The sequence below is a fragment of the Paenibacillus beijingensis genome (assembly GCF_000961095.1).
Taxonomy (GTDB): domain Bacteria; phylum Bacillota; class Bacilli; order Paenibacillales; family Paenibacillaceae; genus Paenibacillus_O; species Paenibacillus_O beijingensis.
Window position 1 is genome coordinate 1,812,059 of sequence record NZ_CP011058.1, and the last position, 15,405, is coordinate 1,827,463.

Genomic DNA, 15,405 nt, shown 5'->3' on the forward strand with positions numbered 1-15,405 from the left:
TCCACCCTAAGCCGAAAGACCTAAGTTACGCCTCGGCACGCTCCCCCAAGCGCCCTACCCGCGTAATTTCTGTTTGTTGTCGGTCTTTCGGCCTGTTAAGGCTTGTCCGCAAGAAAGCTAAAAGCGGATCTTGCTGTGGGCCCTTTTATCCAGGTTGTCCAGCATGACGCCTGTCCCTTTCACAACGCAGTGCATCGCATCTTCCGCCACCAGCACCGGAACTTTAAGCTGTTCCGCCAGCAGCAGGTCCAGACCGTCGAGCAGCGCGCCCCCGCCCGTTAAAATAACGCCGCGGTCGACGATGTCCGCCGACAGCTCCGGCGGCGTCTGTTCCAGCACCGATTTGGCGGCGGCGATAATGGACTCCACCGAATCCGACAGCGCTTCGCGGATTTCATCGGAGTGAATGGAGATCGTCTGCGGAAGTCCCGTCACCATATCCCGACCGCGAATGTCGACCGATTCCTTGCGTCCGCCGTCGTATACCGTTCCGATCCGGATTTTGATTTCCTCGCTTGTCCGCTCTCCGATCAGCAGCTTGTACTTGCTCTTGATATATTTCATAATATCGGAATCGAACTTGTCCCCCGCGATCTTAATGGAAGAGGAGGTTACGACATCGCCCATAGACAGGACGGCCACATCCGTCGTTCCCCCGCCGATATCCACCACCATATTTCCGCTCGGTTGGTAAATGTCCATTCCGGCTCCGATCGCGGCCGCTTTCGGCTCCTCTTCCATATACACTTCCCGCGCACCGCTTCGCTCCGCCGCTTCCCGAATCGCCTTCTGTTCGACAGAGGTGATGTTTGTCGGAGCGCAGATCAAAATGCGCGGCCGGCTGTACCAGCTGCGTCCCCCGATCCGGTCAATGAACGCTTTAAGCATAATTTCCGTAATTTCAAAATCCGCTATGACCCCATCGCGAAGAGGCCGGATGGCAACAATATTGCCTGGTGTCCGTCCGACCATCCGGTAGGCCTCATTTCCTACTGCCAATACACGCTTCGTGTCACTTTCAATGGCGACTACCGAAGGCTCATCCAGTACGACGCCCCTCCCTTTCACGTGAATGGAGACATTAGCCGTTCCCAAGTCGATCCCGATATCCTTGCTTAACATTAGACTTCAAGTCCCCCAAGCGAGTAATGTAGGCAAACCCCTAACCCCTATTATTCGCCAACAATCTTCATATCCCTCTCGTTCAATGGAAAATTATTTTTACCTTTTTCCGGCCGCGATCACTTCACGTTTTTTCGTACTTTTCTTATATTTGATTTTGGTTGCCTCTCCTCCCCTTAAATGGCGAATCGACTTATGGTACTCGAGAATGTGCTTGACCTGATCCGCCAGATCGGGGTTGATTTCCGGCAGCCGCTCGGTTAAATCTTTATGCACCGTACTTTTGGAAACGCCGAACTCTTTGGCGATCGTCCGGACCGTATGCTTCGTTTCTACAATGCAACGGCCGATCTTAATGGTCCGCTCTTTGATGTAATCGTGCACGTTCCCGCCTCCCTGCTCGAGATAGTTTGGTACATTATATGAGGGGAGCAGGTATATATTCTTTATGGCCAAGCGTGACGAGCCCGAATGTTGCAATAATTTTCAAAAATAGCCGTTTGCTTAACCGGCGCAGCGCAAAAAGGGAAGGCCTTTGGCCCTCCCTTTCGTTGTTTACCTCATGTTATTCTTTGATCAGATCGCTCGGATTGACCGGTACTCCGTTTTGCAGCGTCGTATAGCGCAAATGGTTGCCGAGATCTTTGCCCGCTTCGCTGCGGCCGGATTTGGCGATGACCGTACCCTGCGCCACCTCGTCGCCTACTTTAACCTGAACATCGCTCAAGCTTTGGTATACGGTGACAAGACCGTCCGCGCTCGTAATTTCAACTTCGTTGCCGCTTGTCGGATGGTTGTCCACCAGCGTAACTTTGCCTGCAGCCGATGCCAGAACATCGAACGGAAGTCCGTCCGGGCTGGTAATATCGATGCCGGTGCTCGCTACAAACGTGTTGCCTTCCTGTACCATTGCAGCCTGACGTTCTTCTTCAGATGCACTCGCGTCATAAAACGGAGTGAGCACCTTCATGTCCTTGAAGCTCGCGACCGGCCATTGCAGCGATTCTGTAATCGTTGCCGCCGGTTCGGCCGCTTTCTCTCCGCCCGTCTTCGTATCGCTTCCTTGGCTGACCTCAGCAGGGCTCGCGCTCTCGGTTGTCGAAGTCTTCTGATCCGCTCCCTGGTAGATCCACATTAAGGTTACGATAATTGCTGCCGCGGCGATGAACACTGCTGGAGATACCCATTTTTTCGACAGCGTCCTTTTCAATCCGCTAGACTTGACGGCAGCCCTTCCTCCCAGAACTGTTTTGGGAGTTTCTTCTTTGCCTTGCTTCGATTGATTCGTTTCATTCATTTGCTATCACCTCACTAGCCATTGTTGCCAGATTCGCTAGGTTTATACGTGAGGTGAAAACTGCTATCGTAAAATTTGCAAGAGTCGCATCGCGGCTCTCCGCATGCTCGCTTTTCAGCTTTTGAACGCAGGCAGCTTGAGCGCCTTCTCAACCCGCGTTCCGCTGTAATAATGAGCTAGAATTTGAGAGGCTGCGCTGCCCTCCCGCGCCATGCCGTCCGCCCCCCATTGGCTCATGCCGACGCCGTGCCCGTAGCCGTAGGTCGTAATATGAATCGAGGACCTGTCAATCTTCCAGGTGAACTGAGAGGAAGCAAGACCAAGCTTCTCGCGAACCTCGCGGCCGGACAGTCTCTCGTCGCCGACTGCAATCTCTTTAATCCGGTGCCCTGCCGTCGTTTCCAGCACACGGATGGCCGGCCGGGCGGCGACGCTTGCTCCCAGCTTCCGGTAAAATTCGGAGAGGCTGAGCGTAACCGTCTCTTTATATGACGGCGAAATTTCGGGGTCCCAAGGGCTGGCGACGCTGCGCAGATAGGGTACTTTATGGTTCCAATAGTCTTCCGAATTTTCCGTATACCCGTTGCTGGTGGAGAAAAAAAGCGCCTGGATCGGCTGTCCGCCGTAAGTGATAATCTGCCCTCTCGTCTGCCGGACTGCATCGTTCAGCTTCTTCAAATTCGTCCGGCGTGTCTCTGCGGGCCACCGCTTCATTAAGGCGGCAACCGGCACATATACCTGATGAATCGTCGTATCGGTCACATCCGCATTGTCTACCGGCATGTCGCTCGTTTCGTGCAATGCCAGCCGTCTGACAATATACGTCCGCGCCGCGATGGCCTGCGCCTTCAGCGCCTCAAGCTCGAATGTAACCGGCATCTCTCCTGCAACGACTCCCCGTACGTACAGCTCCAGCGGCACTTTCTCGATCCGCTTCTCTTTGGTCAGATAGATGCGGATTTGCGTCTTGTCCAGCTCGCTTATTGTCGTTTTGGCGTCGGCACGTGCTGCCGCAGCCGGGTTGCTTGAGGCTGCGGGTACGGAGCTGCCGGGAGCTTGCGGGGCCGGGTTGCCTGAGGCTGCCGCAGCGGACCCCGTCCGGCCGGCGCTTCGTGCCTCCGCCTTGCCGGCATTCCCCGAAGACGCCGATCCCGGTCCGGCGCTTTGCATTGCGCCCTCTTGGCTCCCCGCAGCCGGTGGACCGCCGTCCGATTCGTTTGCAGCGCCGCCATTCCCGGCGTTTCCGCCCATTACGGCGGAAGGGGCAAGCGTCCCGGCCTGCAAATAAGGATGGTCCGCGACCGGAGGATCGTGCCGATGCCATTTATTGACGATCAGGCCGGGCAGCAGTATCGCCGTCAAGGTCAAGGCACTGATTAAAGCGAGGGACGTGCGAACGGAGGGTTCGGGCTTTCGCTGCGGTTTTGTGTCCGCCGGAATCGTATGGGAGGCGCGGACTGTGCGGGTCAAGCGGGCGGTGCGGTTTGTGCGGGCAGCCCGGGAGCGCAGCGCTCTAACTGCAGGCAGCATTCGTTTCATCGCTCGTCTATCCTTCCTTTCCGGGTAAGAATCTCTCAGGGACGGGACAAGTTTCTTTATAGTCTATGAGGGAGATTCGCTAGGATAGAACGCGGCCGATAAAAAGAAGGGGCTGTCCCATAAGCAGGATTTTAGTCGTATCAATCAGGCTCTTCAGCTTAAAAGCGAAAAACGAACCGATCAAGGGGATATCCTTGGCCGGTTCGTTCGTTTTTACCACATAGGAAAGTTTAATTTCGATAAAGCATGAAGTCGAAATGAACTTTCCTATTGGCGAATAAACCTACCTTTAATCGCGGTCGCACATCTTCGAAAGACCTCGATAAAGGTTTATCTCATCGCTCTGAACGAAGGGTGATTTTTGAGAAACAAGCGTTCGTACATCTTTTTTCTTTTTATTTTTCAACTCCGTTAAAATTCCTGCGAAACTACTTTTTTTGTCGACCTCATTCTATCGCAGCCCTCAAATGTCAAGAAGATCAAAACGTCATTTTATCTTCAAAAGCGGTTTTGAGAACGATGAGCGGAGTAGCAAGACCAAACTGCATTAATGAATCAAGAAAGCTGCCCAGCGATTCCATGGAGTCGAGCATCACTTTCATCAAATAATTGGAATCCCCGCTTACCCGGTAAAGATCCGTAACCTCCGGAGACATTTCGCAAAAACGTATGAAATCGTCACACTGCGTTGTTTTAAACAGCACAAAAGACTGGATCCCTTTATTTAATTTGGCAGGGTCGAATTTGGCTCTGTACGCGGCGATTACACCTTGATCCTCGAGCTTGTGAATCCGCTCCTTTACGGCCGGCTGTGTCATTGCAATGCTCCGCCCTATTTCGGAAACCGAAATACGGGCATTCTCAAACAGCATGCTCATAATTTTCTGATCGATTTCGTCTACCTTCAAGGTTGGCTTCAAGAAAGACTCCTCCAAACTTTATTTTTATAATAAAATATCTATTTTTATCTATAAATTATAAGCATAATCGACATTTTGTTTTTAATTATACCTTCGTTTTTCGCCAAAATTCAATATAATGGATGTCAAGCCATTCATGACGCGGCTGCGAACCCAAATCCGGCAGAAAGAAAGGTTGAGGAACATGGGGAATCTGGAAGGAAAAATTGCATTCGTGACAGGCGCAAGCAGGGGAATCGGACGTGCGATTGCAAGCCGGTTGGCTCAACAACGCGGGTATAGGTACGCAAGGTACCATCGAAGATACGACGGAGGCGATGTTCGACGAAATTGTCGCGGTCAATATGAAAGCTCCCTTTTTTATTATTCAGCAAGCTTTGCCGCGTATTCGGGATGAAGGACGCATTATTAACATCTCGTCAGCCGAAACGCGAATCGCACTTCCCGGTTCCATTGCTTACGGAATGACCAAAGGGGCGCTTAATACGCTGACTCTTCCTTTGGCCAAGCATTTGGGGACTCGGGGCATTACCCTAAATACAATCCTCCCGGGCTATACGGAAACCGATCTCAACGCTGAGCTGCTGAAAAAGCCGGAAATCCGAAATTTCGCCATCGGCTTGACCTCCTTAAACCGTTTGGGGCATGTAAGCGATATTGCCGATGCAGCCGTATTCTTCGCTTCGCCCGACAGCCGCTGGGTCACCGCCCAAGTCATTGACGTGTCCGGAGGCTTGAGGCTTTAAGGCAGCCAACATATTTTTCAGAGAAGCGCTGATTCCACAAAAAAAGAGCCTCGTTCACGTGACGGGACTCCTCTCATCTTATACACGGCGGATGCACCCGAGCCGGATGCATCCTTTGTCATGTTATGCGGTTGCTTCGCTTAAACCCAGGTGGCCTGGATCTTCGCTACGGGCACTTCTTTCTCCCGCTTGTAGTTGTGGTCCGATTCCGATGCCGCAGCAGCCGCTCCTACCGGAACGTCCTCGGAAGCATGCTCCTCGGCGGGAGACATGGTGGCCAGCGTTACGGTTTCCACCGGCGCTTCCTCGATATCTTCCTCTTCCACCCGTACGATATCGGCTCCGAGGGCGGCCAGCTTGCCGGCAATGTCGACGTAACCGCGGTCCACATGGTGCAGGCCGGTAACTTCCGTTTCGCCTTCGGCCGCTAAGCCCGCGCAGATCAGGGCGGCGCCCGCGCGCAAATCCGTCGCGCATACTTTGGCGCCGAGCAGCTTGGATGAGCCGCTCACAACGGCGGTACGCCCTTCCACTTTAATGTGGGCGTTCATTTTCTTGAACTCCTCCACATGCATGAAACGATTTTCGAACACCGTTTCGGTCACCACGCTCGTTCCTTCGGACACTAGCTGCAGCGCCATCATTTGCGATTGCATATCGGTCGGAAATCCGGGATACGGGAGCGTCTTGACATCGACGCTGCGCATCGATGCGGCGGCTTGCACGCGCAGTCCGTTATCCTCTTCCGTAATCCGGACGCCCATCTCCTGCAGCTTCGCGATAACCGGGCCCAGATGGTCGCCGATCGCGCCTTCGACAAATACGTCCCCGCCCGTGATCGCCGCCGCAATCATAAACGTTCCCGCTTCGACGCGGTCCGGAATGACCGAGTGCGTCACGCCGGTGAGCTTATCGACGCCTTCAATCCGGATCACGCCGGTTCCGGCTCCGCGGATTTTGGCGCCCATCGCGTTCAAGTAATTCGCCAAATCGACGATTTCCGGCTCTTTAGCCGCATTGTCGATCGTCGTTGTGCCTTCCGCCATCGAAGCGGCCATCATAATGTTCTCCGTTGCGCCTACGCTCGCCACGTCCAAATAAATTTTGGCGCCTCTCAATTTGCCCGGAGCTTTTGCTTCGATAAATCCGTTGCCGAGCGTAATGTCCGCGCCCATCGCTTCAAAGCCCTTCAAGTGCTGGTCGATCGGACGCGTGCCGATTGCGCAGCCCCCCGGCAGTGAAATACGAACCCGGCCTAGGCGGGCGAGCAGCGGTCCCATTACGAGGAACGATGCGCGCATTTTGCGCACCCATTCGTACGGCGCTTCGCAAGAAATCAGCTCTGAAGCCGACACGGTCATTTTCTCGCCTTCATAAGAAGCTTTGGCACCCAGTGTTTCGATCACTTGTTTAATGGTAAGTACATCGTCGAGGAGGGGAACGTCGCAGATGACGCTTTCTCCTTCCGTTGCAAGTAAAGAGGCTGCCAATATGGGAAGCACGGCATTTTTGGCTCCATGCACGCGCACCGTTCCCTTCAGCTTTCTGCCTCCGCGGACGATTATTTTGCTCATCTTTAGAATTCCCTCCGCACGCTGCAAATTCAATCGCGCTTTATTATCGGAAAATTGGTTGTCGTAATGAAGTTGAAATTGCCTGTTTGTTGTCGAATAAAGGCATGCCTGCCGCATTTCCAAAGTTCATCTTAACACTCGTCTACAGGAATCGACAAGAACTAATTTTGCGGCCATTTCATCAAAAATGAGTGAAGAATAAGTAAAGATCATCCAGCACCTGTGCGAACACGCTTATACTTATTCGCCCGCCGCCGCCGTTTTCGTTCCGTTCTTTTGAACTTATTGTTATCATTCGGGCGGAAGCTTATTCGGCAAGCAATTTGAGCGTACTCGTCCAGCCCCAGTAGTCAAGAATAAACCCGGCAAACAGGTGACCGAGAACGACAGCCACGAGCAGCAGCAGAATGCGTGCCTTGGGGCTTTTCGGATTGCGCACAAAGGTTTCAAGCTTCACTTCCTGCAGAACGTACCAGGCGAGCAAAATGCTTATAATTACGATAATAATCGAAAAAAGCCCGTTTAAGCCTGCAGCAGTCCATATTCGATCGGTATTCATTAATAACCTCGTTCTCCCTCTTGCAAACGCTAATTATCTCAGCATTTCTCATTTATGTTAAAGCCCTGTACAGCAGTGCGGCGAACTCCGCACGCGTCGCATTCCTCTCCGGCGCAAACATGCCGTCCGCATCGCCTTTGACCCAACCCCGGCGCTGCAGCGCCGTCAATGCGGGCGCCGCCCAGTGCGAAGACGGCAAATCGCGGTACACCGTTTTAGCCTCCCCGGAATTATCCGGCCGCAACGCTCCGTTCATCATCACGACCATCTCAGCTCGGGAAAGCGGCTGATCCGGAGCGAAGCTTCCGTCCGGATAGCCTTTGATCCAACCGGCACCCGCGGCTCTGCCGATCGCCTCGTAAGCCCAATACCCGTTATCCACATCTTTAAATCGGGAAAATCCGACGGAAGCGTTCGTCACCGCCTTCATCAGCATCGCCGCCGCCTCAGCCCGAGTAATGGAGCGGCCAGGCTCAAAGCGGTAATTCCCCGTTCCTCCCATCCAACCTTTTGCCGTCATGCTTGCAATCGCATCCTGGGCCCAATGGCCGGCAATATCGCGGTAACCGGCAACAGTCGTTTCCGCCGTTACCGACAGATGATACAAACTGGAAGTGAAAGGATGAACCGATGTTAATTTCACATAGTACAATCCTTCCGGCAGCAGCTTGTCGAACGACAACCCGTTCCCGGCGGCCGATGTCTGTACGGCAAGAAGACGCTGCTGCTGTTTGTCGTACAGCTCCAATCTGACTTGTCTTTCCTTGGGCACGCCTGTCAGCGCCAGATGAGCCAAATTCGTTCCGTTCAACTGAATTTGGAACCAATCCGCATCGTCAGCCCGCTCGAATGAGCCGGCATAGTCCGCTCCGGCCTGCATCACTGTCGCTTCGGACGCTTTGTCGTTCGGCTCGCCAGGGTCTTCCGGCGCCAACTGGAGTCCGAGCGTATACATGCCGGCAACAGGACTCGCGCTGAGTGAAGAAGCGTCATGAACCCTTATGTAGTACGTACCGGCGGTAACATGCATGAGCGGCGTCTGTTCCGTTTCACCTTCTCCGTTCTTGTCGTATTCGGTCATATCCGCTCCCTCCTTACGGATGGCAAGAGCGGGATCGATTCGCATCGTATCGGAGGACAGCGTCAGCTTTACGGCGGCGCTGCCGCTGAAACGGACCGCATACCAGTCGCGGTCGCCGGTCTTATGGAACGTGCCTGTAATCGTTCCCGATTGAGGCAGCAGCGGGAATGCCTCCGGCTGCTGATCGTTCGTCTCGTAAGCGTCCGCTTCCATACGGAATAAAGGCGTCAGCAAATAAGGCAGATCATCTTTGCCGCTGTCTCCCGCCAGCTGCAGCCCGAACCGGTTTATTCCTTTTTTAACGTTCCATTCCAGATTCTGGCTGCTTTGCTTTAAGGAGTGCGTGACCGCTTTGCCGCTTCCGTCATCCATCGTTACCGTTACGGCTGGAGTTGCTGCCGCTGCTGAAGAAAGCTTTTGCAAGCGGATCGTGACGATGCCGTCATAAGGCGCATTTACGGCATACCAGTCCCGATCCTGCATTCCTCCGAGCGTCCCGGAGAGCGTCTTGCCCAGCGGCATTGCCGCCGCTGTTTGCCTGCTTTCACTGGGCTCATGGGGGTCTGCCCGGTAAGGCTCGGTCAGCGCCCGGTCCGCCTGCAGCAGCCCGAAGCCGCTTGCGTCATCAACTCCCGGTTCCCCGATATCCTTGGCCGTTTGCTTCAGCAGCGCCCGCACCTCGTAAGGCTTCAGATCCGGATATTGGGCCCAGACAAGCGCCGCCGCTGCCGCTGCCTGCGGCGCCGCCATCGAGGTGCCTTCCTCGTGATGGTATCCTCCGCCCAGAGCGGTCGTGTAAACATCCCAGGATGCCGACAGATCGATTTCCGGCCCTTTGTTGGTACGGGGGTCGGGCTTTCCTGACGGAGTCGCGCCGCCGACGGCAAGCACGGTCGGATACGCTGCCGGATATTCGACGGCCGCTTTCGCTCCGTACAGCCCGCCGTCGTTGCCGCTTGCGGCAATCAGCAGCGCACCGGAGCTTTCGGCGTACTGCGCGATGTCCCGCATATACGGGGAATAACGGTACAGCCCGACCGACAGCACGATGATCCGGGCGCCTTTGTTGACCGCCTGCACAATGCCTTCGCCGAGCGAGCTCTCATCGCCGTAACCGCTCTTATCGAGCGCTTTGACCGGCATCAGCTTCGCTTTCCACAGCATGCCGCTTACGCCGAAGCCGTTGTTTCCTGCCGCCGCGATAATGCCCGCCACACTTGTACCGTGCCCGTTGTCGTCCTCCGGCGGCCGGCCCGGGGCAATCACGTTGACGCCGGGAACGAGATTCGGCTTCAAATCGGGATGTTCGAGATCCGCACCCGTATCGACAACGGCAATCGTCAAGTTTGTCTGCTCGCGGACCGTCCGCCAAGCGGCGGCGGCTCCAATCTGCTCCAGATAGCGCTGCTGCGGATAGCCGGGATCGTTCGGCCCGACAGGGGCCGTCTCGCCGGCAGCGTTCGTATTAGCCGGAGCCGCTTTCGCTCCGGCGGCAGAGCTGTTTGCAGGCATCGCGGAGCTGCCGCCTGACGGAAGAGCCGCAGGGGCGGCCGCTCCCGGCATGCCGGCCTTAGAATCGGCTGCAGGCTCCAAAGTCGAGGCGCCCGACGGGGCCGCTTCAGCGGTGGCACCTCCTGCGGAGTCTCCCTTAGGGGCGACCGCGGACACGTCTGCAGAATTCGAGGCGATGCCGCCCGGCGGGACAGCCGGTTGGCTCGCCGCTTCAGCTGCTTCTGATTCGCCAGCCGCAAGCGCCGACGCAGAACGGCTTCCCGCAGCAGCGGCAGAGAAAGCCGCTCCGGCCGGCGGGCCCGACTCGGCGCCGGCAGCGACCGCAAGCACCCGTACCGGTTCGTTCGGGTGCACATATTCGACGCCGGGCGTCGCGCGCAGCCGCTTCAGCCACGCGGCTGTGTCCGTGCCCGCGGCCGCGGGCACGACAACGTCCACCGCCGCTTCGCTCTGGCGGCGGAGCACGGCCGTCCCCCGCAGCGGCTTCGCCAGCGCGGGGTCGCGCCATTTCAGGAGCCAGCTGCGCGGCTCCTGAAACCGGCCGCCGGCAGCGCCGGCGGCAGCCGCGGGCGCATATGCCCCGTCCGCGGCAGCATCGCGCGCAGCCGGAGCGAGCGCGCCGCCAAGCGTCAGCGCCGCCAGCAGCAGCGCCGCCAAGCAGCGGTATGTTGGCAGCCGGAACAGGCGGCGCGTTTTTCTTCTATATAAACATATCCATAATTTCAATATTCATGATACCCCTTAACAGTCTATTTAAAAAAGGTTCGACCTAAAGGTGCCTCGGCATTTTTCGCGATCCGAATCCGAATCTCCATTCTGACTCGTTCCCATTGTTCGCGGATCTCATTGTTTTGTTACCCGCTCCTATACAAATTCGCCCGTAAAGGGGCGGTTTCCTTTATTAACATTCAATAAGGGACTTACGTCCTAGTAGGTCAAATCGAGCAAAATAAGCTGAATAACGTCAACTGCTTCCGTTAGCATCCAGAACAACCCGTAATGGTGACGGTTTTTCAGGTTCGTTCGACTAGTCAAACGCCGGGAGCCGACGATGTTCGCCGGCAGCGCAAAAAAGCACTCGAATATGCTTCATTCAAGTGCTTTCCTGCAGGCTATGAGATCGCATCCGGCACAAATGACAACCGCTCTGCAGCGGCTGCTTTCAGAAGATCAAAGTGTCCGCCCGGCTTCCGAACAGGACGCTCAGCCATCCGATGATGCGATGGGGGATAATGCCGAGCACGACGGTGCCCGCCGCGCACAGCCAGATGACCAAGCCGGTGAACAACGGAATCCGCACCGGGGCTTCCTCATCGGCGGCATGCATATACATCTCGGTTACGATGCCAAAATACGACCTGCACGCGATTACTCCGCTGACGGCCGCGACCGCAGCGAGCCAGTACGCGCCCGCCGCGGCCGCATCCATCATGACGAGCCATCTTGCGGCGAACCCTGCCGTTAGCGGCATCCCCGCAAGCGACAGCAGAAACAGCAGCAGCGCCGCAGCCGTCCACGGGGCGCGGTGGTACATTCCCGCCAGCGACTTCACCGTGACGACCGTTCGTTCATCCCGTCCGGCGGCGGAAATGGCGGCAACCATTCCGCCCGCTGCCAGCAAGTAAGCGGCGAGAACAATCGGCCACTCCCCGAAGTGGCCCGCCTTCGCAGGCTGCAAAGCGTGACCGACCGGGATCAGCAAGTAACCGGCGTGGATCAGCGCCCCAAGCAGCAGCAGCATGTGCAGCCGCTGTTCGCGCAGCGCCGCCAGCGTTCCGGCCCCCATTGCGGCGGCTGCGGCCGCAAAGACGGCAGGATGCCAGTTGACGGCGGATATCGACTCTAATGCGGCCATCGTTTACCCCTCCACCTTCGCATTTACCTGATCCAGCAGCCCGTCGAACGCGTGCTGCATCACATCCGTTACCGTTGACGGATATAGGCCGAGCAGCACGACGAGCGCCAGCAGCGCAATCATCGGGACGGCTTCAATGAACCGTGCGTCCTTTAGGGCCGCATTTTTTTCAGCTACCGCACCGTAGCTTACGCTCGTCACTCCGCGCAGCATGCAGACGGCGCAGACAATAATACCTGCAACAGCTGCAGCCGCCGCACCCTTCATGACGCCGAACAGTCCGAGCAGCGGCAGCAGCTTTCCGGGAAAGCCCGCCAATCCCGGTACGCCGGCATATGCCAGCGCGGCCGCGAGCAAAATGCCGCACATGAACGGCAGCGGACGGGCCAGACCGCCAAGCTCGGACAGCTGCACGGTTCCGGTTCTCTCCTGCAAGCCGGCGGCAATGAGAAACAGAAGCGTCATAATAAGCCCTTGCGACACGAGCTGAAATACCGCCCCCTGCAGGCCGATTTCATCCATCGAGGCGATGCCGAGCAGCACCAATCCGGTCTGGCTGAAAGAGGCGTATGCAAGCAGCCTTCGCAAATCGCGCTGGATGAGCGCGAGCAGCCCGCCGTAGAACAGCTGCACGATGCCGGCGAAGGCAACCCATGTCCCTGCCTGTCCCAACTGCTCCGGAAACAGCGCCACTCCGTAGCGAAGCAAGCCGTAACCGCCAACCTGCAGCAGCGCGCCCGACAGCAGCATCGCAGCCGGAGACGCGGCTTCCTCATGCGCCTTTATCATCCAGGAATGAAATGGAAAAACAGGCATGCTTAGCCCGAATCCAGCCAGCACGAGCAAAAAAATCGTCCATCGGAGCGGCTCCGTCAGCTGCAACGGCTGGGGCACACCGGACATTCCGTCCGAAAAATTGGCATACGGGCCGGAAGCGGACAGATGCCCGGCGATGACATCATAACTGCCGCTGTAGGTCAGCTGGGTACCTTGTTCCGTTTGTTCGATTGACAAACCCGCGGCCGCAACCATTAACGTAAACGCCAGCAGCAGCAGCGCCGATCCCGCGCCGTTTGCCAGCAAATAGCGGCGTGCCGACCTCTCGCGGTTCGCGGAGCCCCAAATTCCGATCAGAAAAAACATCGCTGCCGCCGTAATTTCCAGAAAAACGATAAACAAAATGACATCCCGCGCCAGCAGCGCGCCGAACAGTCCGCTTTCTACGATAAGAAACGAGCTGTAAAACGTTTTAACCCGTTTTTTGATATAAATCGAACCGAGCGCGGCGGACGCTGCAACGACCGCAGTGAGCAGGACGAGCGGCAGCGACAGGCCGTCTATCGCAAGATGATACTGAAGATCGAGCGCAAAAGAGGCCGCCGAAGTAAACGTGTCATAAGGAAGCGGAATGCGGATCCATACCGCCTGCTCCCTGAAAGGGGCGCTGCCGGGAAGCAGGCTGTAGTTTCCATATATCCACGCGGCGAGCAGAAGCGGCGGAAAAGCGGCGGCAATTCCAACAAGCTGCACATAGCGGCTTAAGGCACGCGGCATAAGCAGCACGGCAGCGGCTCCAAGCAGCGGCAGGACGACAATTAGCGTTAAAAAGGGCCACTCGGGGGACATTACCAGAACCTCCTTCCGGCAAGAGCGGCCGCAATCATAATGAACGCGATAACCGCCAGAAATCCGTAAACGGGACCTCTGCGCCCGAGCAGGCGGTGAAGCAGCCCTCCAGCAGCGAAAGCACTTTCCGCCGTCAAAGCGCCCGCGCCTTCGACTGCCATGGAGTCGAACCGGTGCAGCAGCCGTCCAAGCCCCAGCAGCGGGCGCACGATAACGATTCTGATCGCTGCATCGATATAAAACCCTTGCTCCAGCATTGGAACAACCCAAGCCGCGCGTGATGGTATCTCATCCCTGCGCAGCCGCACAGTGCCCTTCATATAGATGAGCCATCCTAAATAAATGCCGAGCGCCGATGCCGCAACCGAGACGATCATCGCGTTTACGCCGCCGTGAGGCGCTTCGTATACTCCGCTCAGCCAAGTGCCGAGCCTGCCGCTCCACGGCGTTTCCAGCAGGCCGACCGGTAGGATCAGCAGCGCCAGCGCCGCCAGCGGCAGCTTCATCGCGGCCGGAAAGCCCGGCTTACCCGGAGCGGAACCGGCGGCGGAGGCCGCTGACGGCAGCGCCGGAGTTTTGACCGAATGTGCCGGCGGCTTGGCCGGCTGCGCCGGAGACTTGATTGGCTGTACCGGCGGCTTGGCCGTGGCGGGAGCCTGCGGAACCGCCGGTACGGAACCCTGCAGAGCCGCTGATTCCCGCATCGGGCCGGCAAACACAACAAAATACAAGCGCGTCAAATAGAGCGCCGTGCAAAATGCGGCGCCGGTTCCGGCCAAAAACAAAGGCGTGCTCGCATCCATCGCCACAGACGCAATCGCGTCCCTCGACCAAAAGCCGGCAAGCGGCGGAATCCCCGCCATTGCCAGCCCCCCGATTCCGAATGTCCAGGCGGTCACCGGCATGCGCCGCCCGAGGCCGCCCATTTCATAAATATCGGCGGTCTTCGCGGCGCTGATCACATTGCCTGCCGCGAGCAGCAGCAGCGGCTTGAACAAGGCATGGGTCAGCAAATAGAAGATGGCCCCCGTCTGTGCGCCCAGCCCAAGCGCCATCAACATATGCCCCATTTGGCTAATTGTCGAATAAGCCAGAACGCGCCGGATATCCCGCTGAACCGCTGCAACGATTGCGGCAAGCAGCGCCGATATTCCGCCTACCCATGAGAGCGTAACCATAGCCCCATGAGAGTCTTCCAGCAGCGGCATCATACGGACAAGCAGGTATACGCCGAGTGCCGGCATGCCCACTCCTTGAATGAGCGCAATAGCCGCCAGCGGCGTCCGCGCCGCATCAGGAAGCCATCCGTGAAAGGGAAACTGCGCCGTTATCCCGGCGGCCGCCAATATAAGGAGCAGCCCAATCGCGGTCGTTATGGCCGGTGCCGCAGCTTCTCCGCCGTTCTGGAACACATTTTGAATATTCACAAAGTCGAGCGTCCGGTCGGGCATATAAAGGAACAGCAGCGCTAATGCGGCAAGCAGTGCCGAGTCTCCGACACGGGCGATAATAAACGCTTTTAACGCCGCCTTTTTCGACTCCTCACTTGCATACCAAAATCCGATCAGCAAAAA

Annotated in this window: 11 protein-coding genes and 1 pseudogene; 1 reads left to right on the top strand and 11 read right to left on the bottom strand. The window is 56.9% G+C overall.

Annotated features, from left to right (window positions below):
- Positions 1-117 precede the first annotated feature (117 nt).
- The 5 genes from mreB to VN24_RS08165 form a co-directional block, all read right to left on the bottom strand.
- Positions 118-1,122: a rod shape-determining protein MreB gene (gene mreB / locus VN24_RS08145; protein ID WP_045669982.1), complete on the bottom strand. Its 1,005-nt coding sequence runs from the start codon at positions 1,120-1,122 to the stop codon at positions 118-120.
- Between the two features lie 99 nt (positions 1,123-1,221).
- Complete coding sequence (spoIIID, locus tag VN24_RS08150; protein ID WP_045669983.1) at positions 1,222-1,506, bottom strand: sporulation transcriptional regulator SpoIIID; 285 nt, start codon at positions 1,504-1,506, stop codon at positions 1,222-1,224.
- A 181-nt stretch (positions 1,507-1,687) separates the two neighbouring features.
- Complete coding sequence (locus VN24_RS08155) at positions 1,688-2,419, bottom strand: M23 family metallopeptidase (RefSeq protein WP_045669984.1); 732 nt, start codon at positions 2,417-2,419, stop codon at positions 1,688-1,690.
- 114 nt (positions 2,420-2,533) lie between these two features.
- Positions 2,534-3,958 carry a stage II sporulation protein D gene (gene spoIID, locus VN24_RS26245; RefSeq protein ID WP_052702853.1) on the bottom strand — a complete coding sequence of 475 codons (1,425 nt, stop codon included), beginning with the start codon at positions 3,956-3,958 and terminating at the stop codon, positions 2,534-2,536.
- Between the two features lie 479 nt (positions 3,959-4,437).
- Positions 4,438-4,878, bottom strand: a complete 441-nt coding sequence (locus VN24_RS08165) for an Lrp/AsnC family transcriptional regulator (RefSeq protein WP_045669985.1) — start codon at positions 4,876-4,878, stop codon at positions 4,438-4,440.
- Between the two features lie 184 nt (positions 4,879-5,062).
- On the opposite strand from VN24_RS08165, the pseudogene VN24_RS08170 reads away from it, so the two are divergent.
- Positions 5,063-5,624 (top strand): annotated as a pseudogene (locus VN24_RS08170) (SDR family oxidoreductase).
- A gap of 140 nt (positions 5,625-5,764) precedes the next feature.
- Here VN24_RS08170 and murA read toward each other — a convergent pair.
- The 6 genes from murA to VN24_RS08200 form a co-directional block, all read right to left on the bottom strand.
- The gene (gene murA, locus VN24_RS08175) at positions 5,765-7,198 is read right to left on the bottom strand and encodes a UDP-N-acetylglucosamine 1-carboxyvinyltransferase (protein ID WP_045669986.1); all 1,434 of its coding nucleotides are present in this window, start codon (positions 7,196-7,198) and stop codon (positions 5,765-5,767) included.
- Between the two features lie 307 nt (positions 7,199-7,505).
- Entirely contained in the window at positions 7,506-7,757 is a 252-nt protein-coding gene (locus VN24_RS08180) for a DUF1146 domain-containing protein (RefSeq protein WP_045669987.1), read from the bottom strand.
- A 52-nt stretch (positions 7,758-7,809) separates the two neighbouring features.
- Complete coding sequence (locus VN24_RS08185) at positions 7,810-11,076, bottom strand: S8 family serine peptidase (RefSeq protein ID WP_052702854.1); 3,267 nt, start codon at positions 11,074-11,076, stop codon at positions 7,810-7,812.
- Between the two features lie 436 nt (positions 11,077-11,512).
- Positions 11,513-12,205 (bottom strand): proton-conducting transporter transmembrane domain-containing protein, encoded by a 693-nt coding sequence (locus VN24_RS08190; RefSeq protein WP_052702855.1) that lies wholly within the window; start codon positions 12,203-12,205, stop codon positions 11,513-11,515.
- 3 nt (positions 12,206-12,208) lie between these two features.
- Entirely contained in the window at positions 12,209-13,831 is a 1,623-nt protein-coding gene (locus VN24_RS08195; protein WP_045669988.1) for a complex I subunit 4 family protein, read from the bottom strand.
- Positions 13,831-15,402: an NADH-quinone oxidoreductase subunit 5 family protein gene (locus VN24_RS08200; protein ID WP_052702856.1), complete on the bottom strand. Its 1,572-nt coding sequence runs from the start codon at positions 15,400-15,402 to the stop codon at positions 13,831-13,833. The genes VN24_RS08195 and VN24_RS08200 overlap by 1 nt, the downstream gene beginning before the upstream one ends.
- Positions 15,403-15,405: the final 3 nt, after the last annotated feature.